The sequence below is a fragment of the Pantoea sp. X-Soil-TKNS-1207 genome, from assembly GCF_059730485.1.
Genome location: NZ_AP035959.1, coordinates 399,791 through 421,515 on the forward strand (window position 1 = coordinate 399,791; position 21,725 = coordinate 421,515).

The 21,725-nt window shown below is 57.7% G+C and carries 17 protein-coding genes; 12 read left to right on the forward strand and 5 right to left on the reverse strand.

What is annotated here, in order from left to right; translation table 11 throughout:
- Nucleotides 1–17: 17 nt before the first annotated feature.
- The 3 genes from AC6I8V_RS22045 to AC6I8V_RS22055 form a co-directional block, all read right to left on the reverse strand.
- A complete protein-coding gene (locus AC6I8V_RS22045) occupies nucleotides 18–1,016 on the reverse strand; it encodes an MsnO8 family LLM class oxidoreductase (RefSeq protein WP_497845941.1) in 999 nt (332 codons plus the stop codon).
- 647 nt (nucleotides 1,017–1,663) lie between these two features.
- The gene (locus AC6I8V_RS22050; protein WP_497845942.1) at nucleotides 1,664–2,380 is read right to left on the reverse strand and encodes a hypothetical protein; all 717 of its coding nucleotides are present in this window, start codon (nucleotides 2,378–2,380) and stop codon (nucleotides 1,664–1,666) included.
- 245 nt (nucleotides 2,381–2,625) lie between these two features.
- Nucleotides 2,626–3,564, reverse strand: coding sequence for a LysR family transcriptional regulator (locus AC6I8V_RS22055; RefSeq protein WP_497845943.1), 939 nt, complete (start codon nucleotides 3,562–3,564; stop codon nucleotides 2,626–2,628).
- A gap of 120 nt (nucleotides 3,565–3,684) precedes the next feature.
- Here AC6I8V_RS22055 and AC6I8V_RS22060 point away from each other — a divergent pair, with 120 nt between their 5' ends.
- From AC6I8V_RS22060 to AC6I8V_RS22105, 10 genes are all read left to right on the forward strand, one after another.
- Complete coding sequence (locus AC6I8V_RS22060; protein WP_497845944.1) at nucleotides 3,685–4,599, forward strand: alpha/beta hydrolase fold domain-containing protein; 915 nt, start codon at nucleotides 3,685–3,687, stop codon at nucleotides 4,597–4,599.
- Between the two features lie 165 nt (nucleotides 4,600–4,764).
- Nucleotides 4,765–6,387 carry a TIGR04028 family ABC transporter substrate-binding protein gene (locus tag AC6I8V_RS22065; protein ID WP_497845945.1) on the forward strand — a complete coding sequence of 541 codons (1,623 nt, stop codon included), beginning with the start codon at nucleotides 4,765–4,767 and terminating at the stop codon, nucleotides 6,385–6,387.
- A 12-nt stretch (nucleotides 6,388–6,399) separates the two neighbouring features.
- Nucleotides 6,400–7,341 carry an ABC transporter permease gene (locus AC6I8V_RS22070; RefSeq protein ID WP_497845946.1) on the forward strand — a complete coding sequence of 314 codons (942 nt, stop codon included), beginning with the start codon at nucleotides 6,400–6,402 and terminating at the stop codon, nucleotides 7,339–7,341.
- Nucleotides 7,341–8,198, forward strand: coding sequence for an ABC transporter permease (locus AC6I8V_RS22075; RefSeq protein ID WP_497845947.1), 858 nt, complete (start codon nucleotides 7,341–7,343; stop codon nucleotides 8,196–8,198). Before AC6I8V_RS22070 ends, AC6I8V_RS22075 begins: the two co-directional genes overlap by 1 nt.
- Entirely contained in the window at nucleotides 8,195–9,799 is a 1,605-nt protein-coding gene (locus AC6I8V_RS22080; protein ID WP_497845948.1) for a dipeptide ABC transporter ATP-binding protein, read from the forward strand. The genes AC6I8V_RS22075 and AC6I8V_RS22080 overlap by 4 nt, the downstream gene beginning before the upstream one ends.
- Nucleotides 9,796–10,788, forward strand: a complete 993-nt coding sequence (locus AC6I8V_RS22085) for a putative FMN-dependent luciferase-like monooxygenase (protein ID WP_497845949.1) — start codon at nucleotides 9,796–9,798, stop codon at nucleotides 10,786–10,788. The genes AC6I8V_RS22080 and AC6I8V_RS22085 overlap by 4 nt, the downstream gene beginning before the upstream one ends.
- A 12-nt stretch (nucleotides 10,789–10,800) precedes the next feature.
- A complete protein-coding gene (locus AC6I8V_RS22090) occupies nucleotides 10,801–11,904 on the forward strand; it encodes an alkylhydroperoxidase domain protein (RefSeq protein ID WP_497846594.1) in 1,104 nt (367 codons plus the stop codon).
- Between the two features lie 2 nt (nucleotides 11,905–11,906).
- Nucleotides 11,907–13,058: an amidohydrolase gene (locus tag AC6I8V_RS22095; protein ID WP_497845950.1), complete on the forward strand. Its 1,152-nt coding sequence runs from the start codon at nucleotides 11,907–11,909 to the stop codon at nucleotides 13,056–13,058.
- A 23-nt stretch (nucleotides 13,059–13,081) separates the two neighbouring features.
- Nucleotides 13,082–13,930 carry a VOC family protein gene (locus tag AC6I8V_RS22100; RefSeq protein ID WP_497845951.1) on the forward strand — a complete coding sequence of 283 codons (849 nt, stop codon included), beginning with the start codon at nucleotides 13,082–13,084 and terminating at the stop codon, nucleotides 13,928–13,930.
- Between the two features lie 42 nt (nucleotides 13,931–13,972).
- Nucleotides 13,973–15,022 carry a PLP-dependent cysteine synthase family protein gene (locus AC6I8V_RS22105; protein ID WP_497845952.1) on the forward strand — a complete coding sequence of 350 codons (1,050 nt, stop codon included), beginning with the start codon at nucleotides 13,973–13,975 and terminating at the stop codon, nucleotides 15,020–15,022.
- Nucleotides 15,023–15,349: 327 nt separating this feature from the next.
- Here AC6I8V_RS22105 and fhuE read toward each other — a convergent pair whose 3' ends face one another.
- Together fhuE and AC6I8V_RS22115 are read right to left on the reverse strand one after the other, a co-directional pair.
- The gene (gene fhuE, locus AC6I8V_RS22110) at nucleotides 15,350–17,548 is read right to left on the reverse strand and encodes a ferric-rhodotorulic acid/ferric-coprogen receptor FhuE (protein WP_497845953.1); all 2,199 of its coding nucleotides are present in this window, start codon (nucleotides 17,546–17,548) and stop codon (nucleotides 15,350–15,352) included.
- 365 nt (nucleotides 17,549–17,913) lie between these two features.
- Complete coding sequence (locus tag AC6I8V_RS22115; RefSeq protein ID WP_497845954.1) at nucleotides 17,914–18,801, reverse strand: LysR family transcriptional regulator; 888 nt, start codon at nucleotides 18,799–18,801, stop codon at nucleotides 17,914–17,916.
- A gap of 128 nt (nucleotides 18,802–18,929) precedes the next feature.
- On the opposite strand from AC6I8V_RS22115, the gene AC6I8V_RS22120 reads away from it, so the two are divergent.
- Together AC6I8V_RS22120 and AC6I8V_RS22125 are read left to right on the forward strand one after the other, a co-directional pair.
- Entirely contained in the window at nucleotides 18,930–20,060 is a 1,131-nt protein-coding gene (locus AC6I8V_RS22120; RefSeq protein WP_497845955.1) for an L-dopachrome tautomerase-related protein, read from the forward strand.
- A 289-nt stretch (nucleotides 20,061–20,349) separates the two neighbouring features.
- The gene (locus AC6I8V_RS22125; RefSeq protein WP_497845956.1) at nucleotides 20,350–21,645 is read left to right on the forward strand and encodes a CitMHS family transporter; all 1,296 of its coding nucleotides are present in this window, start codon (nucleotides 20,350–20,352) and stop codon (nucleotides 21,643–21,645) included.
- Nucleotides 21,646–21,725: the final 80 nt, after the last annotated feature.

Consider the following 21,725-nt stretch of genomic DNA (forward strand, 5'->3'; position numbering starts at 1 on the left):
CCTCCGGGGTGCGCCGTTCAGGCTGCAACCAGACGATGGGTTGCCAGCAGTTCCAGAGATTTCAGGCGCGCCTGTTCCTCCACTACCGGGGAATCAATCACAAATTCATCAATGCCAAAGTTCTGATGCAGCGCTTCGAGCTGGGCATGCACCTGCGCGGCGGTGCCTTTCAGCAACGATGGCGTGCGCGGCTCAATCACGTAATCGGTAAAACCACCCTGACGGACATAGCGTTCCGCCTGCTCAAGGCTACCGACATTGACGCTCTGACCGTCTTTAACTTTCACATGATAAAAACGCAGATGGCTGACCAGCAGATCGGCCTCCGCCGGTGAATCCGCCACCACCACCTGCACCGCCACCAGCGCACGCTGGCCATTGCTCAGCTGCTGATAACGTGTCAGAACCCTTTCCAGCAGCTCACGATCACCGTTGATATGGGCGGCAAACACCAGCTGCCAGCCAAGCTCTGCCGCCAGGCGCGCGCTCTCTTCACTGGCACCCAGCAGAAAACGGTTTGCCGGACGCGCCGGTTGCGGCGTGGCGTTAAGGGTTTCTTCGTCATCCTGCGTGGCCGTGGGTTGCAGCCAGCCGTCCAGCAGCGCCAGTTGCCCGGCAAAACTGCCCTTTTCATCGGCGTGCACGCCGAGTTGCAGCGCCCGCGTCGACAGCGGCAGGCCGCCAGGGGCTTTACCGACGCCGAGATCGATACGTCCCGGCGCCAGCGAGGCCAGCAGATTGAAGTTTTCCGCCACCTTATAGGGGCTGTAGTGCTGCAACATCACCCCGCCGGAACCGACGCGGATGTGACGCGTCTGGCCGATAATCCAGGCAATCAGCAACTCCGGTGACGGGCTGGCCAGCCGCGAGCTGTTATGGTGCTCCGCCAGCCAGAAACGGTGATATCCCCAGGCTTCAGCCTGCTGCGCCAGCTGCAAAGTACGATGCAACGCGTTAGTCGCGCTCTCTCCTTCGGCAATCGGCGATTTATCCAGCAAACTCAGTCGGTATGACATACGCCTTATCCTTTTCTGAATGAATATGGCGGCTAGTGTGGAACGGCGGATTTATTTCGTAAAACAACAAATCCGACAAAGTGAATTAAGAAAATGGATATAGCGGGGAGCAATCACAGCGGGGCCAGCGCGGAGAAGAAACTATTCTTCCTCCATAGCGATATCGTTGCGAAAGCCGATTAACGGTTTTCTCTCCAGCCTGATGCTGAACCGATTGTTAGCGTCAATTCCCCCTCGCAGGGAAAATAATGAGCGTGCATTAGGGTACGCCTGGGTGACGGATTCAGGCCGTATAACCGAGCCAGGCAAGAATTACCCTGACTTTACCGGACGCCTGCGATTGCCTGGCTGTAGCAGGAGGAAACAGGTTTTATTCATATGAAAACTTCCTTTTTATAATAAGTGTTATGAGATGCTCGGATATTAAAGATCACCTGCACTGAAGATAGTTATGATAACGATAGCGTCGTAACAAGAAGAAATAGCCCGGCGATATTTCCATAAAAAAAGCCCGGCAAAGCGGGCTGGTAGAAGGGATATAGCTTATGATTTTTGTGAACGCCTTAATTAAGAGGATATGAGTTTCTTCCGCATCGCACTGCTAATCCAGCTGGCAATGCGATGCAAAGGAAGCCCTTTTCTGACATTTACCACCAGTTAGGTGTGGGCAGGATAACATTATCCAGTTTAATGGTTTTTCGGTGGACATTGGAGAAAAGCACCACCCCTGAGTCCTCTATTTTTTGCAATAGCCGGAAAACATTCTCCCCGTCAACCCTATGGCCAGAGAGCATTGATTTACCGGATGTAAAGCTAAGAACATTATCATACGCTGAGACGTCTTTAATCAGAGGGACACTGCTAATCGCCAGACGCGTTGCTGTGACTAAAGACACATCAGAACATATTGAAGCATAAGATGGCGGCTGATGATTATCAGGGGCCATTTTTGAGGGAATTAAATCGCCAGGCGCGGTACTGTGGTGTTGGGTTTCATTATTGATTATGTTACCGTATTCTGAATGCGCTATCCTGAATGTTGATCCTTCTTCCAGGAAAATATTATCTCTCGCATCCACCCTGTCTGTTATGCAGCCAATTAATTTAACGCCACCGCCTTTTGCGACAATTTGCCCCTCCACAATTACGTTCTTTAAGAGAACATCCTTACCCGCAAAGATATTATGCGATATACGCCAGGGATTATCAGCATCATTACTGGTTATAGTTACATTTCCCGTGTTAGCGCAAACTCCCTTGATATGTCTTACACAATTAGATTCTTCATTAAGATCGATATCGTCTTTTACGCTATTAACAATGATGTTTTGCGCAAAATATGAAACTTTATCTGTACTGAACATAACGTTAATCTCCTTAACCAGAAAACGGTCTGTAAAGTGGGTATAAGCGATTATTCAGAAATGCGTTTACCTGATGGCGGCAGCCAATCACAGGTCATTGCGGCAAATTTCAGACGTTCTGTCGACAGCGGCTCGCTGCTGCTGAGCCGACATTTCAGTATACTTTCAGATAGCGGCGCCGTTAGAAATGATTAAAAGCGGATATTTATATGATGATTTCGCCGCGTCCTATTTTCAGGGTTGGCTTATAACGCCGTTCCGTTCCCGCCGGGCTGGCGTATCGAAAACAGCCGCAGGTCATGCGCCAGTGTGTCTGCAAGGAAATCGACAAATACCTGAATGCGCGTATTCATACTGCGTCTCGATGAATACAGCGCGCTAATAGCGACGGAAGCGGGGGCGAAATCCGATAAAATCGGCACCAGCTCACCCGATTGTAATTGAGGCGCAACCAGCCAGCCGGGTGACTGCACGATCCCCATCCCTGCCAGCACCGCCGCCAGTTGTTGCTCGCCATCATTGGTACGAAAACGCCCCTGAGGTTGATGTTGTAGCCATGAACCATCCGGCAGCCTGAAACGCCAGTTCTGATATTCCACCCCGCCGGTAAAGGGGATACAGGCATGATCAACCAGATCTCTCGGATGAAGCGGTTCCCCCCGTTGTGCCAGATAAGCGGGCGTCGTCACCGTAAGCAGCGGAATATCGGCCAGTTTGCGCATCTTCAGCGCCGAGTCGCTTAACTCGCCGTGGCGGATAGCCACATCGATATTTTCCTCAATCAAATTGGCCTGGCGTTCGGAGGTGACAAGCTCCACGTTGATTGCCGGGTAACGCGCAAAAAACGCCGGTAAATGCGGCAGGATATACAGTCGGCCAAATACCGGAGCAACCGCCACCCGCAGCAAGCCGGACGCTTCAGCGTGCCCCTGCCGGACCTGGGTCTCCAGCGCTGAAAACTCATCACTCAGCCGCAGACAACCTGCATAAAACTGCCTGCCCGATTCCGTCAGCGATAGGCCGCGCGACGATCGGTACAGCAGCTGCGTATTCAGCCAGCTTTCCAGACCGGCGATCTTTTTACTCACCGCCGATTGCCCGATATGCACCTCTTTGCCTGCGGCGGAAAAACTGCCGCTTTCGACCACACGTAAAAACAGGCGAATTGCGTCGAGACGATCCATATAAAGTCCAGAATGGAATAGAAGGTAGTAAAAATTACCAGCTATACAGCGGATATGGAATGGATCATCATCGGTTGCAGCTTGATAATCACTGATAACTGTTAACCGGAGATTTTGCTCATGTCACAACACGCCATCGAAACGCACCACCCACTCTCCAGCCACGATCGTCAGCGCGAAGCACAAATCCTCGCTGCGCTTGATGCGTTTCGCGCGAACTTTGCAGGCACGATGCGCGAAATGTATGACGAAATGCTGACCGGCACCCCAATTGCCGCAGATGTCGTTACGGAACACGTCGTGCAGGCCGGAATAGAGGGTTGGTGGGTGCGGCCGCAGCAGGCATCCGCGCAACAGGCGCTGGTGTTTATCCACGGTGGGGGTTACACGCTGGGCAGCGCCCGCGCCTACCGGGGATTTGCCAGCCAGCTGGCAGCCCGCACCGGCATCGCCACCTTTGTGCCGGACTATCCCTTAACCCCTGAGCATCCCTTCCCGGCAGCGCCTGATGCCATCGCACGCATTCCGGCGTGGCTGGCGGCCCAGGGGATTACGCAGTTCGCGTTAATCGGGGATTCGGCCGGGGGTGCGCTGGCGCTGGGACTGTTACAGAATCCCGTACTGGCAGCAAATGCCGCCTCTGCGGTGGTATTTTCTCCCTATCTCGACCTGGCGTTTAGCGGAAAATCCTTTAATGACCCGGCGACCCACGACCCGATTTTCCAGCCGGAGATGCTGCAATACGTGGCTGGCATTTACCTGAATGGCACCGAGGCCATGAATGGCTTAGCGTCGCCGCTCTACGGCGTACCCGAGGTGCTGCCGCCCCTGATGATTCAGGTAGGCACCGACGAGTTACTGCTGGATGACGCGACCCGCTATGCCGCCGCTGCTGCGGCCCGTGGCGGCGAGGTGCGCCTCGATATTTATCAGGGTATGCATCATGTGTTTCAAAGCGAAATCGAACTTGATGCCGCGCGCCATGCGCTCGATGCCGCAGCCGCCTTTATTGCGCGCCACTGGCACCAGCGCTGACATCTGCCCGCAGGGTGCGTATCCCTACGCACCCGGTCCTCACCGGCATCCACTATTGATTATTTTCAGCAAAGCTTAGTGCAATTCCGTGGTTCAACTTACTCACGCGGCGTCGGATGATTAAAACCGCCCGTCGGGTAATTGATAACAAAGGAATTCACCATCATGAAGCAACGTTTTCACCTGCAGGCATTAAGTTTGGCCCTGCTGACAGGGATATTTAGCGCACATGCAGCGGAGTCGCCGGTGAAAGGCGGCACGCTGATCTATCTGGAACAACAGCCACATACCAACCTCTATCCACCGGCGGGCGGCTTCTACCCCAACGGCGGCATCCTCAATCAAATCACCGACAAGCTGACCTGGCAAAACCCGGCAACCTTGCAGGTGGAACCCTGGATTGCCGAAAGCTGGAGCAGCAACGCCGACAAGACCGAATACACCTTCAAAATTCGTCCGGGCGTGACCTTCTCAGACGGCACGCCGCTAGATGCCAACGCGGTGGCGAAAAACTTCGATACCTACGGGCTGGGCAATAAAGCGCAGCGTCTGCCGGTGTCCGAGGTAATCAACAATTACGATCACAGCGAAGTGGTCGATGCCCAGACGGTGAAATTCTTCTTCCGCAAACCTTCGCCGGGCTTTTTACAGGGCACCGCCACCATCGGTTCTGGTCTGGTCTCCCTCAGCACCTTAAACCGCAGCTTTGATCAGTTAGGCGATGCGCGTCATATCATCGGCTCCGGGCCGTTCGTGGTCAACAATGAACAGCTGGGACGCGAAGTGGATCTGGTGGCGCGCAAGGATTATCAGTGGGGGCCGAAAAACCTGAAGCAGCAAGGCCCGGCGAACCTCGATGGCATCAAATTTATCGTCACGCCGGAAGATAGCGTACGTATCGGCGCACTGCTTGCCGGTCAGGCTGATTTTATCCGCCAGGTACAGGCGTATGACGAGAAACAGGCCAACGATCAGCACTTCCCGATTTATGCCCCGCCCACGCGCGGCGTAAATGACAGCATCAGTTTCCGACCGGACAACGCGCTGGTCAGCGATCTTAAGGTGCGCGAGGCTCTGCTCCATGCCACCAACGCGCAGCAGATTGTACAAACCCTGTTCTCCCCCAACTATCCGCAGGCCACGTCGGTGATTGCGGCGTCGGCGGCGGGCTACGTTAATCTCAGCGACAAACTGAAATATGACCCGGCACAGGCGAAGCAGCTGCTGGATGAGGCGGGCTGGAAAGTCGCCAGCAACGGCATTCGCGAGAAAGACGGCCAGCAACTGGCGCTGACGGTATATGAATCGCCGCCGCAGCCGCAGAATAAAGAAGTGCTGCAACTGGTGGCGCAGCAGTGGCGTCAGGTTGGCGTGGGCCTGACGGTAAAAGCGGGCGATGCGGGCAGCAAAACCCTCGATAACCTCGATCCGCTGAAAACCCCGCTGCTCGTCTCCGAAGTGGGCCGCGCCGATCCCGACGTCGTGAAAAGCATGTTCTATCCCACCAACCGCGACGCGCTGCTGCAAAAAGGCGGCTCCAGCGACAAGGTGAAAAACTTCCGTGACGACAAGCTGAATGCCCTGCTGGTGGGTATCTCGGCGGAAGTGAACCCGCAAAAACGTCTGCAACTCACCGGCGACGCCCAGCGCTACCTGCTCGATAACGCCTATGTGATCCCTATCTTCGAAGAGCCGCAGGTGTTTGCCGGTGCGCCCTGGCTGAAAGGCGTCAGTTTTGAAGCGGTAGGCCGTCCGTCGTTTTACGGCGCGTGGCTGGAAAAACACTAAGGCGGGCTAACGATGCGACACTCTCTGCTGCACAGATTGGGACAAGGGCTGCTGGTGCTGTGGGCCGCCTTTACCCTGTCGTTCTTCCTGCTGCAGGTGCTGCCGGGCGATGCGATTCTGATTAAGTTTCAGAACCCGGACCTCGGCCTCAGTCCGGCGCAAATCGCCGAGATGCGGCTGGCCTACGGTGCCGACAGCCCAATCTGGCAGCAGTATCTGCATACCCTGCTGGCGATGTTGCACGGTGATTTTGGCTTTTCGGTACAGGCCGGCGTGCCGGTGAGTGAACTGATCGCCAGCAACCTGCCCGCCACTCTGCGGCTGGCGTTGCCCGGCTTTGTGCTGGCGGCGCTGCTGGCGTTTGCGCTGGCGGCGCTGTCGCGTCTGCCGCGCTTACGTCTGCTGCGTTCGTTTTTGCAGTCGGTCCCGGCGCTGTTTATCTCGCTGCCGACCTTCTGGCTCGGCATTGCGCTGATCCAGCTGTTTTCGTTTCAGCTGCGCTGGATTCCGGTGATCAACCCCTCGCCATTGCAGGGGCTGATTCTGCCGGTGCTCACCGTGGCGGTGCCGATCTCCGCGCCGCTGGCGCAAATTCTGCTGCGCAGTATTGATGAAGTCGCCACCCAGCCGTTTGTCGCCGTCGCGCGCGCCAAAGGGGCGAGTGAAACCCGCGTGCTGTGGCGTCACGTACTGCGCAACGCCCTGTTGCCGGTGCTGAACGTCGCCGGGTTATTACTGGGCGAGCTGATTGCCGGCGCGCTGATCACCGAAACGGTGTTTGGCCTCAGCGGGCTGGGCCAGCTGACGCAGCAGGCGGTGAACAATCAGGATGTCGCGGTGCTTCAGGCGGTGGTGATGATCTCCGCGCTGGGCTTTGTGTTGATTAATTTGCTGGTCGATCTGCTGATGCCGCTGCTCGATCCCCGGCTGCAACCGATCGCAGGAGGTCGCTGATGAGTCTGGTGGATTATGCGGCTGCGCGCCGTGGCGATCGCGGCAAACGCCGCTGGCAACCGTGGCGCATCCAGCCCGGATTATGGCTGGCCTGGGCAGTGATGCTGCTGGCGCTGCTGGCGGCCATCGCACCGGGAATGTTCAGCCATTTCAGTCCCACTGAGGGGATCGCCGGCGCCCAGCGTTTACCGCCGCAGGCCGCTTACTGGCTCGGTACCGATCAGCTGGGCCGCGATCTCTATACACGTATTGTCTATGGCGCATCGCAGTCGCTCTCTGCCGCGTTTGCTGCGGTGGCGATGGGGCTGCCTGGCGGCACCACCCTCGGGGTGATTGCCGGTGCGGTCGGGCAGCGTACCGAAACGCTGCTGATGCGGCTGGTGGACGTGTTGCTGTCGATTCCCTCGCTGCTGCTGTCGCTCAGCATCCTGATCCTGCTGGGATTCGGTACGGTACACGCCGCGCTGGCGGTGGGTATCGCCTCCATCGCCAGTTTTGCCCGCCTGGCGCGCGGCGAAGTGGTCCGTGTCCGCCGCAGCGAATATGTCGAAGCCGCTTACGGCAGCGGCGGCAGCTTCTGGAGCGTGCTGTGGCGGCATATTTTGCCCAACTCGCTGACGGCGGTGATCGCCTTTGCCGCGCTGCAATTTGGTCAGGCGATTCTGGCGCTCTCCACCCTGAGTTTTCTTGGCTACGGCACGCCGCCGCCCACCCCGGAATGGGGGCTGTTGATCGCCGAAGGACGTAATTATCTGGCAACCGCCTGGTGGCTGACGATGTTTCCTGGCGTGGTCGTGGTCGCTGTGGTGCTGGCAGCAAACCGTATCAGCCAGCAACTGGCCGGAGAACGCAAATGAACCCGATACTGGAAATTGAAAACCTGACCCTCAGCTATCGCCAGCAGGGCGAATGGCGTCCGGTGGTGCATAACGTCAGCTTTAGGTTGCAGGCGGGCGAAATGGTGGCGCTGGTGGGTGAATCCGGCTCCGGTAAAACCACCACCGCCCAGGCGATTATTGGCCTGATGGCGGAAAATGGCCGCCGCGACCAGGGACGTATCGTGCTGAACGGCACCGATATCAGCGACTGGTCAGCCAAACGCCTCGACAGCCTGCGTGGCGTGCGCATCAGCCTGGTGCCGCAGGATCCGGGCAATTCACTGAATCCGGTGAAAACCATCGGTGAGCAGGTTGGCGAGATGCTGCAACTGCACCTGCGCATCAGCCGCAAAGAGCGTCAGCAGCGGGTGATTGAGCTGCTGACGCGCGTAGGATTGAGCCACCCCGAGCAGCGGGTGGATCAATACCCGCATCAGCTTTCCGGCGGCATGAAGCAGCGCGTCTTAATCGCCATCGCCCTCGCTTTGCGTCCGCAAATTATCATTGCCGATGAGCCGACCAGCGCGCTGGATGTGACGGTGCAGAAACGGATTCTCGATCTGCTCGATGTTTTACGTCGCGAATCCGGCACCGCAGTGCTGTTTGTCACCCACGATTTAGCGCTGGCGGCCGAACGCGCTGACCGGGTGATCGTCTTCCGCCACGGCGAAATTCAGGAACAGGGCGAAACCGCACGGGTGATCAACGCGGCGCAACATCCCTACACCCGCCAGCTGTTGCAGGATGCGGCGCTGGATAGCTTAGCGCCTCAGCCGGTTGCGACCTTTTCTGCCCCGGCGATTCAGCTGTCGTCGATTGGCAAACAATTCCGCCTCGGACGTAAGCAGCAGTTCCAGGCGTTGCATGACGTCTGCGTCACGGTAGCGCGCGGCACCACACATGCGCTGGTCGGGGAGTCCGGTTCCGGTAAAACCACGCTGGCGCGCATCCTGCTGGGATTTGAACAGGCCGACAGCGGGCAGGTGGTGATTGACGGTATCGCCACCGACGGACTGAGCAGCGAAGCGCGCCGCCAGCTGCGCCGTAAAATTCAGTTTGTTTATCAGAACCCTTTTGCCTCGCTCGACCCACGCCAGACGTTATTCGCCATTATCGAAGAACCGCTGCGTAATTTTGAGCGTCTGAGCAGCGAAGCACGCCGCCAGCGCGTGTCTGCCGTGGCCCAGCGCGTGGCGCTACCGCTGGAATTGCTGACCCGCAAAGCGCGCGAGCTGTCCGGCGGGCAACGCCAGCGTGTGGCGCTGGCGCGTGCATTGATTCTTGAACCGGCGATTCTGGTGCTGGATGAAGCCACCTCGGCGCTGGATGTCACGGTGCAGGCGCAGATTCTGCAATTGCTGCAACAGCTGCAACGTGATCTCGGCCTGACCTACCTGTTTATTACCCACGATCTCGCCACGGTGCGACGGCTGGCGCACAGCGTCACCGTGCTGCGCGCCGGGGAAGTGGTGGAGCAGAGTGACGTTGTCACCTTATTTAACGCTCCGCAGCATCCCTACACCCGCGCGCTGATTGAGGCGATCCCGGCTTTCCGTCCGCTGATTAAGGAGTCTGCATGACGCGTAAACGTATTGGATTTTTCACCCGCCTGCTCGATGCCGGCACGGCTCAGCAGCGCTACCGACTGGCAACTGAGCAGATTCAACATGCCGAACGCCTCGGTTTCGACAGCGCATGGATTGCGCAGCACCATTTCCATGAAAGCGAAGGCGGCCTGCCGTCGCCGCTGGTATTTCTGGCCCACGTTGCGGCCAACACCCGCAGCATTCGTCTGGGCACCGCGATTATCACGCTGGCGCTGGAAAACGCGTTGCGGGTGGCCGAAGATGCGGCGGTGCTGGATTTGCTCAGCAATGGACGGCTTGAAGTGGGTTTTGGCTCCGGCGGCACGCCGACGTCGTTTCTGCCGTTTGGCCTGACGATTGAGCAACGTACCCCGTTTTTTGCCGAGCAGCTGCACAGCCTGCTGAGCGCATGGCGCGGCGACTCGCTGGCCCACCCGGATAACCACCTTTATCCACCCGCGCCCACCCTGGCGCAGCGCGTATGGATCGCCACCTTTTCAGTTGAGGGTGCGGCACGCGCCGGTCAGGCGGGACACGGCCTGATGCTCTCCCGCACCCAGCCACGCCCGGCAGATCAACCCGATTTGCCGCTCGATGCGCTGCAAAACCCGATGATTGATGCCTATCTGGCGGCGCTGCCGGACGGCGTGGAGCCACGAATTCTGGCGTCGCGCACCGCTTTTGTCGCCGACTCTAACGACTATGCCCGACGTCTGGCGCAGCCGGGCCTGCAACAGCAGGCTGCTCAATACCGGGCGGGTGGCCATCAGGTGTACGGCGACACGCTGGAGGATCATATTCGCCAGTTTGATGCCCACCTTGGCGATGCCAGTGCGGTGCTGGCCTCCCTGACGCAGGACAGCGTACTGCCGCGTGCCACCGACATCTCTTTTCAGGTGCATTCGATCGACCCGCCGCACGCCGACATTCTGCGTTCTATTGAACTGATTGCTGACCATATCGCGCCACAGCTGCGCGCGTAACAGGAGAAAATGATGTCTCAACCAAATGATGTGCTGGCGGCGCTGGCCGATATCGACCCCGCCTCAGAACTGGCGCAGGTTCGCGCGCAGCGTGATGCCGCCACGCGCCATGCGCAGGGTAGCTACGATGTGCTGTTCAGCCAGCACGATGACGGTTTTCCGTTGCAGGCGCGTTTCGCGCTGGCGGCGCAGGTGGCAGCCTGGCACGGCGAAGTGGGATTGCAGGCGCATTATCAGCAGCAGGTGACCACCACGCCGCACGGCGCAAAAGATGACGCGGCGCGCGCTTTTGCCGAGCGGCTGACTTTCCATCCGGTGGAAGCCACCCCACAGCATATTCAGAATCTGCAAAGCGCAGGCTGGGCGCCTCGTGACGTTGTCACTCTGGCACAACTGGTGGCCTTTGTCAGTTTCCAGAGTCGGCTGCTGGCGGGCTTTCGTTTGCTCAACGGCGAAGCGCTCAGTACGCAGCAGCACGCGGTAGCGGGCAAATGGCACAGCGCGCCGCTCACCGCCAGCGGCAAAACCGCCCTCACCGCCTTTACCCAGCAGGAGCTGGGCTGGGAACCCTGGCTGGCCGCCAAAGCGCTGAACGATTTTACCGCCGAGGAAAAAGCCACCCTGGCGCGTTATGGTCACAGCGACTCTGACTATTTCCGCCTGCTGGCACGTAACCTGCCGCTGCTGGAGCAGCGCACCCTGACCGATAAAGGCATCTTTTACACCGCCGGTGGCCTGCCGCGTGCCGAACGTGAACTGGCGGCCACGGTCGTCAGCAAAGTCAACGGCTGCATTTACTGCGCCTCGGTGCACGCACGCAAAACCAGCCAGCTATCCAAAGATGAAGCCGCAGTGCAGAAACTGCTGAATGTCGCACCGGGTGCGGAACTGGCACACGGCCAGTCGTCGCGCTGGCAGGCGATTATCGACTTCAGCGCCGCGCTGTCCGTCACCCCGCCCAGCGCCACCCTGGCCCAGGCCGAGGCGCTGCGCGCTCAGGGACTGGATACCCTGCAACTGCTGGATCTGGTGCAGTCCACCGCCTTCTTTGCCTGGGCCAACCGCCTGATGCTGACCCTGGGTGAACCCTTCCTGCCCGCTGACGCCAAAGGATAACCATGACCGCAATTTCCACCGAACAACTGATTAACTGGCGACGCGAGCTGCACCAGCACCCTGAACTCTCTAATCAGGAGCACGCCACCACCGCACGGATCACCGGCTGGCTGCAACAGGCCAATATCCGCCTGCTGCCGCTGGCGCTGGAAACCGGCGTGGTGGCGGAACTCGGCCAGGGTGATGCGGTGATTGCGCTGCGGGCCGACATTGATGCTTTGCCGATTCATGAACTGACCGAACGGCCGTGGCAATCTCAGCAGCCCGGCGTGATGCACGCCTGCGGGCATGACCTGCACAGCAGCGTCATGCTCGGCGTGGCGCATCAGCTGAAACGGATTGAAGCGCAGCTGCCGGGCCGGGTACGTATCCTGTTTCAACCCGCCGAAGAGACCTTTAACGGCGCGCAGCAGCTGATTGATGCCGGTGCTCTACAGGAGGTGCAGGCGATTTTTGGTCTGCACAATGCCCCGGATTTACCGGTCGGTTCGCTACGTACCCGTGGCGGCGCCTTATACGCCAATGTCGATCGTTTCGAGCTGCGGATTCGCGGCAAAGGCGCCCATGCGGCGCGTCCGCATGAAGGCATTGATGCGATTGTCATCGCCAGCCATATCGTCACCGCGTTGCAGACCCTGCCCAGCCGGGTGTTCAGCGCGCTGGAGTCGGTGGTGGTGAGCGTGACGCGTTTCACCGCAGGCAACAGCTGGAATGTGCTGCCGGATCGGGTGGAGCTGGAAGGAACGGTACGTACCCATGACGCGCAGATCCGCGCGCAGATCCCGGCCAAGATTGAGACGCTGATTAACGGCATTGCGGCCGGATTTGAAGGCCAGGCCGAATTGCTGTGGCAGCCAGGCCCGCCTTCGCTGGTCAACACCCCGGCATGGGCCGAGGTGGCGCTTCAGCTGGCGCAGCAGCAGGGTTATGACACCGCCGTGGCGACACCGCAGATGGGCGGCGAGGATTTTGCCTTCTATCTCCATCAGGTGCCGGGCGCGTTTGTCAGCATCGGCAGCGCCAGCGCCGAGGGACTGCATCATCCCGCCTTCGACCCGGATGAAGCGATGATCGAACCGGCGGTACGTTACTTCACCGCGCTGGCGCAGCACGCACTGGCTGAAGTGCAGCAAGCGCAGGATCTGGCCTCGTGACGCTGCGAACAAGGAGAAAACCCATGACACTTTCTGTTCCGCTGCCACGGCTGGATCACGTTGTGATCAACGTGGCGGATCAACTTGACGCGGCCAGCACGCTATTCCGACGGTTGGGTTTTCAGCTCACCGAACGCGGCCACCACTCGCTGGGTTCCAGCAATCATCTGGCGGTGTTTGGCGAAAACTATCTGGAGCTGCTGGGCTATGAAGCGGATCGCGGCAATCTGCGTCAGGAGTTGTGGCAGTCGCCCCCCGGCCTGAGCGGACTGGTGTGGAAAAGCGACGATGCCGACGCGGTGTGGCGCTATCTGGAGAGTCAGGATATTGATGGCGAACCGCCAGCCAGCTTCTTCCGTCCGGTGCAGCTCCCGGATGGCTCGCAGCAGCAGGCGCGTTTTCGCACCGTGCGTCTGCGCCCGGCGCTGGTGCCCAATGGCCGCAGCTTCTTTTGCCAGCATGAGACGCCGCAGGCGGTGTGGCAACCGGCATGGCAGCAGCATCCGAATGGCGTCAGCAACATCGTTGAATTTGTGGTGGTGGCGCAGGACCCGGCGGCCGCGGCGCTGGTTTACAGTCGCCTGTTTGGTGCCGACCGGCTGCGCGCCTGCCAGCAGGGCGCGTTTGTGTTGCAGGCAGGCGCCGCCACGGTACGCTTCGCAGCGGCGGAATATGTCACCGCGCGTTTTCACAGCCTGCCAGCGGATTACGACGGCAGCGCGCGCATGGCGGCGTTAAGCCTGCAAACCGGCGATCTCAGCAAGGTGAAAGCCAGTTTGCTGCTGGGCGATGTGCCGTTCCGCGAGACCGGGGATGCGCTGATCGTGGCAGCGGAACAGGCTTTTGGCGTGGCGCTGCGGTTTCAGTCCTGAGTCCGGTCGCGGGTTTTCACGTCTTCTCTGGAGAGGTTAACGATGACAGCAAAGATTTCCGGTTCCATCACCGAACTGATTGGCAATACACCGTTGCTGCGCCTGTCCCGCTATGCGGCACAGCAGCAGATCGACGCGGAGCTGATTGCCAAACTTGAACTGTTCAACCCGAACCACAGCGTGAAAGATCGTATCGCGCTGAGCATGATCGAAGCCGCCGAGCGTAACGGCATCATCCAGCCGGGCGATACGCTGGTGGAAACCACCAGCGGCAATACCGGTATCGGACTGGCGGCGATTGCGGCCGCGAAAGGCTATAAATTTCGCGTCTATATCAACGATTTTGTCAGCATCGAGCGCAGCCAACTGATTCAGGCCTTTGGTGCCGAGGTAGTACCCTTCAGCGCCATTGAAGGCTTTAAGGCATTTTATGACGCCAGCAACGGGGATTTCGTGGCGGCCACGCGCTGGCTGGCGGAACAGGTGACGACGGAGGAGCCGGACGTCCACTTTTTGCTGCAACTGGAGAACCCGGCGAATCCGGCGATTCATGAGCAGACCACTGGCCCGGAAATCTGGCGCGACAGCGGCGGAGAACTGGATATTTTTATCGCCGCGGTAGGCACCGGCGGCACCCTCTCCGGCACCGGGCGCTATCTCAAAGCGCAGCATCCGGGATTGCAGGTGATTGCCGTGGAACCGGGCGTCGGCTCGCAGCCGAGCGAGCTACGCCCGGAACCGCTGGAGATCACCGGGGTGCACGCCTTCAGCAATCAGCCGCCTGAGCGTATTCCGGCGAATCTCGATCATCGCGTATATGACGAAGTGATTGCGGTGGAAACCTGGCAGGCCTATGCCGCAGCGCGGCAGCTGGCGCTGGCCGAGGGGGTGCTGGTGGGCGATTCGTCGGGAGCGGTACTGTGGGCAGCGCAGCAGGTCGCGGCACGGCCAGAGAATCGGGGCAAACGCATTGTACTGCTGCTGGCGGATGGCGGCAGCAGCTACCTCTCGACTCAGCTGTTCTCACATCAGGTGCCCGCGGAATCGCTGAAACTGGCCAGCGCGGTGCTGACATCGCAGCAGATCGCCTGATAGCCACACGTTGACGAGGACGATAATCAGTAATTGACTGGAGATTTACGCGTGGCTCAGCGGTTGGTGCAGGCGCTGAATGACAGGACGCGGTTTCTGCCTCTCCTGCCAGAGGGCAAATTCAGACTGCATATTGATCCACATCTAATCATTGGCGAGTCCATACAGATGAGATCATAAAACAACCCATCACCAGTAATAAAAAAGCCCGCATTTATAGGCAGGCTTTCGTGGTTTGACGTAGTCAATCAATGGATGCAGGGAAAAATAAAATATTTCAATTCATACCATTACAACGCCAATACGCCTCCGAAGAGGCGTTTTTTATCAGAAGCGATAGTTTGCCGAGACGGTGATATTGCGCGGCGCGCCGTAGACCGTGTTTCTGCCAACATCGATATTGTAGGTTTTATCGAACAGGTTATTTAGGTTAGCCTGGAGTGACAGCTGTTTAGTCACCTGGTAGCGACCGAACAGGTCCACCAGCGCATAGCTGCCCTGCTCGGCATAAATCGTGCTGGCGCCGTCTGGTCCTGCTACGTTATCCCAGGTATGGGTCTGCCAGTTGACGCCACCACCCACCGTCAGATCCTGCAACATCGGCAGACGATAGCTGGTGAAGAACTTCAGCGTGGTACGCGGCAGCGTCGGATTCAGCGCGGCATCATCGCCGTCTCTCGCGACATAGCGCGTGGCGCCAAAGGTCATTTGCAGGTTGTCGGTCACCGCACCGTTGATTTCAAACTCAATGCCTTTGCTGACCGTGCCGTTCTGCTCGTAGTAAGCATAATCGGTACCGCCCTTCACAAAGGAATAATCGGTGGCGCCAATGTGGTCCTGCTCAATACGGAACACCGCTAACGACGCCGTCAGACGGCTGTTCATCCAGTCGCCTTTAATCCCGGTTTCGTAGTTTTTCCCGGTGACCGGCGACAGATAAGCGCCATTCACGTCACGATAGGTTTGCGGCTGGAAGATTGAGGTGTAGCTGGCGTACGCCGAATAGGTGTCGTTGATGTCATACACCAGGCCCGCGTAAGGCGTGATGTTGTTCTTCTCCATATTCTGCGTCAGGGTTTCGGCGTTGTACTGGGTATAACGCGCGCCGAGGATCAAATGCAGCGGATCGGCCAGCGAGATACGCGTCGCCAGATAGGCTGATTTCTGACGGATGGTGTTGTCCTGCGCCAGTGACTGCGGATCCCAGTCGGGTTCCGGGTAGTTGCCCCAGTCGTTGAAGTCACCCACATCCGCCGAGGTGAAGCTGGTTGAGGAACTGAAATAGCGGTCGTTCTGACGGATATAGGTTACGCCCGCCATCATCTCATGCTGACGACCAAATAACTCATACGGGCCGCTGACATAGGCATCCGCCGAGCTTTGCTTACGTTTTGCGGTGTTGTAACCGGTGCCGCCTAACAGGTCATAACCCGCATACGGGCCAATGCCGATACCGGTGGTTTTGTCGAAGTATCCGTCGATATACAACAGCTTGCTGTCCATGGTCGCTTCGGTGTGCATCCCGCTCAGGGTGAACTGCCAGCCGTTGCTGAAGTCCTGTTTCAGGCTGGCGAAGACGCTTTTCGAGTCGCTGTTGTTATACGCCCAGTCCGGTGCCAGGTTGGTGCTGCGCGAATAGTTGGTTTTGCTGCCATCGAGATAATAGGTTGGCAGGCCACCCCAGGTCGCGCCCGAGATGTTGGTTTCTTCGTAGTCATACCCGACGGAAAGTGTGGTGGAATCGGTCAGATCGGCATCCACCACGCCGTAGAGGAATTTCTTCTGCGTGTGGTTGTGATCCAGCCAGCTGTCGCCATCCTGGTATCCGGCCACCACGCGGCCACGCACATTGCCTGACTCCGTCAGCGGTGCGGAGAGATCGGCAACATAACGCTGGGTATCCCAGCTGCCATAGCTGGCGGAGACGTTGCCGACAAATTCTTTGCTGTCCGCATGTTTGCGGATCATATTCACCGACGCAGCCGGGCTGCCGGCACCGGTCATTAACCCGGTAGCGCCGCGTACCACTTCTACGCGATCGTAGGTCGCGGTATCAGACAGGGTGTCGCCGAGGTTCCACTGCGAATCAATCAGGGTCGGAACGCCATCAACCTGATAGTTATCGATCATAAAACCGCGCGAATAGAAATTGCTGCGGTTAGAGCCGGAATTAAATTCGCTGATGCCGGTGGTATTTTTCAGCACATCATTCAGCGTATCCAGTTGTTGATCCTTGATGCGCTGTTTGCTGATGACGCTGATCGACTGAGGGGTGTCTCGCGCGGTCAGGGCCATTTTGGTGGCGGCGCGGGTGACCGGCACGTTGTAATCGGTCGCGGCCTGCTGCTGCGCGTCGTCTGTGCTGGTGCTGGCATTCACCGTCAGCGTCTGGTCTTTGCTGGGGGTTTCCGCCGCTGAGGCGTTATGGGCAATACCGGAGGCGACGACCATCGCCAGTATGGAGAGACGCAGCGCGCGCTGCGGCGCCTGGCCAGGTTCCCTGACACGCTTAACTTCGAAAGACATATTATTCCTCTATCAACTTATATTTTTTATTTGGGTGACGACATGCCCGCTGACGTCTGCTGGCATCCCGCCACGAAATACGCGTTGAAGAAATAAGGTCAGGAAGGTTTAAGCGCCTGACTGTGCCATCCCGGCACGGGCAGTCCGACAGTAAAGATGTCGTTAATAAAGCAAATGAGAAATATACGCATTAAGATTGCGATTGCAAGTGAATGTTACGGCGTTCGAAATACTTTTTCCGCTAAAAATCACTTATTCTTCAATGATTAATATGGCAAAAGAGTTGACAGAGGTAATCATCACGGCGGGAAATATTGTCAAGCGCGTGAAATTAAACGGGTTTACACGCGCTGAATTTAACAGCGTTACCAGTGCCAGCGCTTTTCGGCTAAATCGACCAGTAAACGCGATGCCGGTGACAGCTCACTTAACGAGCGGAACTGCCAGCCAAAAGTACGGGGCATGGTCACCAGCGGCAGCGGAATTTCCACCAGCGCGGCATCATCGCCCTCACCTTTTAGCAACCGGCGCGAGATAAAGCTGAGCAACTGCGAATGGGCAATCACCTGACGCAGCGGCGACAGCGTATTGCTTTCCATCTGCACGCGCGGAGACGCATAACCACCACTGCGCAGACGCTGCTCCAGCCACTGGCGCGTAGCGACATTCGCTGAAGGCAGCAGCCAGTTATATTGATCGAGTTGTTCCGGGGTGGGATGGATATTCGCCAGCGGATGACGACGGCTGGCGGCAATCACCACCGGATCGTCAATTAACGGACGGGTGATGAATTCGGTGTTGCCGTCCGGCAGAAAGCCGAGGATCAGGTCGATTCTGTTTTCGCGCAGCAGCTTCTGCAACAGGTCGTTCATCCCCACCGTCACTTCAAGGCGTGCCGTCGGCGCTTTATGCAACAGATCCCGGCTGAGCATCGGCAGCATAAATTCCGCCGCCGTAGCCGCAACGCCGAGCCGGATCACCCCGGCGGTGCCTGCGCCCAGCGCCTGTAAATCCTGCCGTGTGACCTGCATCATATGCACGACTTTTTGAGCACGTTCACAAAGTAGCAGTCCCGCTTCGGTCAGTTGCATCCCGCGTCCGACCTTTAACATCAGCCGCGTGGCGTAAAACTTTTCCAGACGCTGAAGACATTTGGTCAGCGCTGGCTGGGTGATGCCAAGGGATTGTGCCGCTTTCCCCAGATGCCCGGTCTCCTTCACCGCCAGCAGATAATGCAGATCTTTCAGCTCCATTCATTCCCACCAGGAATTAATTGATAAAAATCAAAGAATATAATTTATCACTGCGGGCTGCCAGGATGAAAAGACATTAACAACAGAGCAACAACTATTTTGCGATGTTAGGTAAAAGGGAGAGAAGGATGAAGCATTCACTCAAGGCGCTGGTGGCAGCGCTGGCACTGGCTACTGCGGGACAGGCGCTGGCTCAGGATACTCTGCCGGTCACGCTGCCAACGCAGCAGGATAGCCGTCTGCAACAGGTTACCACCTCACCTCGCGTGTGGAACGGCGTGACCGTCAGTCATGATGGCCGCATTTTCGCCTCGCTGACGCAATCCGAAGGGCCGGGTATGCAGCTGGCCGAAGTGGTGAACGGTCAGCTGAAAGCCTATCCCGACGACAGCTGGAATCAGTGGCAAAGCCAGGACCCGGAGCACCATTTTTATCATGTTAATGCGCTACGTATCGGCCCGGACGGCGATCTCTGGGTGATGGATTCCGGCAACAAAGGCATCGGCACCGGCGATAAGGCCGTGCCTGGCGCGGCCAAACTGGTGCGCATCAATCTGCAAAGCGGCAAAGTGGTCGGCAGCTACGTGTTTAAAGCGCCTGCCGTGAAGCCCACCAGTTATCTGGATGATGTGCGCTTCAACGGTGATTTCGCTTACCTGACCGATCCTGGCGCGGTAGGACTGGTGGTGCTGAATCTGAAGAGCGGCAAAACCTGGCGCGTGCTGGATGATCATCCGCTCTCTGTTGATCATCAGCCGATCTACGCTGACGGTAAAAAGCTCTATCTGCGCGACGGCCGTGAAAAACGCGTCGGGCTGGATCAGCTGGAGGTCTCCCCCGATGGCAAATGGCTCTATTACCAGGCCATCCCCGGCCCGCTGGCACGTATCGAAACCCGTTATCTGGATGATGAGAAACTCACAGCGGCGGAAGTGGCAAAACACGCCACGAAAGTACGCGACACCTGGAGCACCGGTGGCACCGCCATTGACGCTGACGGCAATATCTATGCCTCGGACCTCAACGATCGCAGCATTAAACGCATTGCCCCGGACGGCAGCGTGACCACCGTTATTCAGGACCCGCGCCTGGTCTGGATTGATGCGATGTGGATTTCTAAAGGTGCGCTGTGGATGCCATCCGCGCAGATTAACCGCACGCCAGCCACCACCGGCGGTAAACCCTCTACCGTGGAATACCCGGTAAAACTCTATCGCCTGCCGTTACCCATCGCGCCATCACCGCGCGATCACGGCTAAATTCCGCGCCCGGCAATAATGGCCGGGCGTCCTTTATTTCTTATCGATACAATGAAGGAGCGAAAAAACCAACAATATAAATTATCACCTGGCGCGAATTTAATTTCATTAAAACTAAGATGTTGCACACATTTTTTGTCATGAATATGCCTTGCCCTTACTAAAAATTCCTTTAGATAATAACGCCGGAATGACGAGGGCAGAAAAAGGCGCACATGCACGATAAATAATCATTTTGCTGTTTTTTATTTATACCGTTTAAAAAACCCTCTGAATAGGATCGCCTGCCATGCTGTTAATCCTCAGCGTGCTCATGATTGTCTGTTTTATCGGCCTGTTAATGAGCAAAAAACTCTCTGCCCTCACGGCATTGATTATTATCCCGACACTGTTTGCGCTTTTCTCCGGCCACGGCGCGGAGATGGGCGCGATGGTGATTAAAGGGTTGCGCACCGTTGCACCAACCGGTGTGATGCTGATCTTTGCCATGCTTTATTTTATGAGCGTGACCGACGCCGGGATGTTTGATCCCATTATCAAACGCATTGTCTCTGCCGTGGATGGCGACCCGGTGAAAATATTTATCGGCACCGTGCTGCTCGGTTTTATTGTCGCCCTGGATGGCGACGGCGCAACGGTATATATGATCGTCCTGGCCGCCTTTATGCCGATATATGAACGTCTCGGGCTATCAAAATTGAGCGTCGGTTGCCTGTTATTACAATGTACCGGGCTGGGTAATATGTTTCCCTGGGGCGGCCCGACCGCCCGTGCCGCCACGGCTGTCCATGCCGATGTGGCCACCTTATTTGTCCCGATGCTGCTGCCGCTGGCCGCCTGTGTGGTATGGACCTTCGTGGTGGCATGGTTGCTGGGTCGCGGCGAGCGCAAACGAATTGGCTTTCAGCACGGCATCCCGGCAGAGGTCGCCAGCCTGCAGTTTACTGAGAAACCGCGCGTGGCCTGGCGTTTCTGGTTTAACTGGGCGCTGACTATCGCCCTGATGACGCTGCTGGTGCTCGATGTGGTGCCCATGGCCTATCTGTTTATGCTGGCGACGGCGATCATGTTTGTTGTCAACTATCCGCAATTAAGCCAGCAGCAGGAGCAGATAAACCGTCATGCTCCGGCTATTCTCGCCGTGGCGGGATTGATCTTTGCCGCCGCGGTATTTACCGGCATCTTCGCGGAAACCGGCATGGCAGATAGCCTCGCCACGGCGATTGTGAATATCATTCCTCCCGCACTCGGCCCTTATCTGGCGGTGATTACGGCAGTCATCAGCATTCCGGTGACCTGGATGGTCTCCAACGATGTGTTTTATTTCGGCATGTTGCCGGTGCTGGTTCAGGCGGCCGGTCATTATGGTATCGAACCGATCGAAATGGCGCGCGCCTCACTGGTCGGGCAGCCGGTCCATATTCTCAGCCCGCTGGTGGCTTCAACCTATTTACTGGTGGGGATGCTGAAGCTGGATTATGCGCAGACCCAGCGCTTTACGCTACGCTGGTCATTTATTAACTGCCTGGTGTTATTGCTGGTGGCATTGGTTACTGGCTGCTTCCCGTTTTATCGCGATGTTTAAATTCTGTGCGGGATATTTACCTGGCCCGCTCAATTTCCGTTAGCCGCTTATAATTCATCCGCGCAGACGCAGGTTATTTT

What these genes read in the sequence shown, in the direction of transcription:
- AC6I8V_RS22075 (WP_497845947.1), top strand. Translation starts at nt 7,341, where the DNA reads ATGAGTCTGGTGGATTATGCGGCTGCGCGCCGTGGCGATCGCGGCAAA.
- fhuE (WP_497845953.1), bottom strand. Translation starts at nt 17,548, where the DNA reads ATGTCTTTCGAAGTTAAGCGTGTCAGGGAACCTGGCCAGGCGCCGCAG.
- AC6I8V_RS22115 (WP_497845954.1), bottom strand. Translation starts at nt 18,801, where the DNA reads ATGGAGCTGAAAGATCTGCATTATCTGCTGGCGGTGAAGGAGACCGGG.
- AC6I8V_RS22055 (WP_497845943.1), bottom strand. Translation starts at nt 3,564, where the DNA reads ATGGATCGTCTCGACGCAATTCGCCTGTTTTTACGTGTGGTCGAAAGC.
- AC6I8V_RS22065 (WP_497845945.1), top strand. Translation starts at nt 4,765, where the DNA reads ATGAAGCAACGTTTTCACCTGCAGGCATTAAGTTTGGCCCTGCTGACA.
- AC6I8V_RS22050 (WP_497845942.1), bottom strand. Translation starts at nt 2,380, where the DNA reads ATGTTCAGTACAGATAAAGTTTCATATTTTGCGCAAAACATCATTGTT.
- AC6I8V_RS22090 (WP_497846594.1), top strand. Translation starts at nt 10,801, where the DNA reads ATGTCTCAACCAAATGATGTGCTGGCGGCGCTGGCCGATATCGACCCC.
- AC6I8V_RS22125 (WP_497845956.1), top strand. Translation starts at nt 20,350, where the DNA reads ATGCTGTTAATCCTCAGCGTGCTCATGATTGTCTGTTTTATCGGCCTG.
- AC6I8V_RS22085 (WP_497845949.1), top strand. Translation starts at nt 9,796, where the DNA reads ATGACGCGTAAACGTATTGGATTTTTCACCCGCCTGCTCGATGCCGGC.
- AC6I8V_RS22105 (WP_497845952.1), top strand. Translation starts at nt 13,973, where the DNA reads ATGACAGCAAAGATTTCCGGTTCCATCACCGAACTGATTGGCAATACA.
- AC6I8V_RS22095 (WP_497845950.1), top strand. Translation starts at nt 11,907, where the DNA reads ATGACCGCAATTTCCACCGAACAACTGATTAACTGGCGACGCGAGCTG.
- AC6I8V_RS22080 (WP_497845948.1), top strand. Translation starts at nt 8,195, where the DNA reads ATGAACCCGATACTGGAAATTGAAAACCTGACCCTCAGCTATCGCCAG.
- AC6I8V_RS22045 (WP_497845941.1), bottom strand. Translation starts at nt 1,016, where the DNA reads ATGTCATACCGACTGAGTTTGCTGGATAAATCGCCGATTGCCGAAGGA.
- AC6I8V_RS22100 (WP_497845951.1), top strand. Translation starts at nt 13,082, where the DNA reads ATGACACTTTCTGTTCCGCTGCCACGGCTGGATCACGTTGTGATCAAC.
- AC6I8V_RS22070 (WP_497845946.1), top strand. Translation starts at nt 6,400, where the DNA reads ATGCGACACTCTCTGCTGCACAGATTGGGACAAGGGCTGCTGGTGCTG.
- AC6I8V_RS22120 (WP_497845955.1), top strand. Translation starts at nt 18,930, where the DNA reads ATGAAGCATTCACTCAAGGCGCTGGTGGCAGCGCTGGCACTGGCTACT.
- AC6I8V_RS22060 (WP_497845944.1), top strand. Translation starts at nt 3,685, where the DNA reads ATGTCACAACACGCCATCGAAACGCACCACCCACTCTCCAGCCACGAT.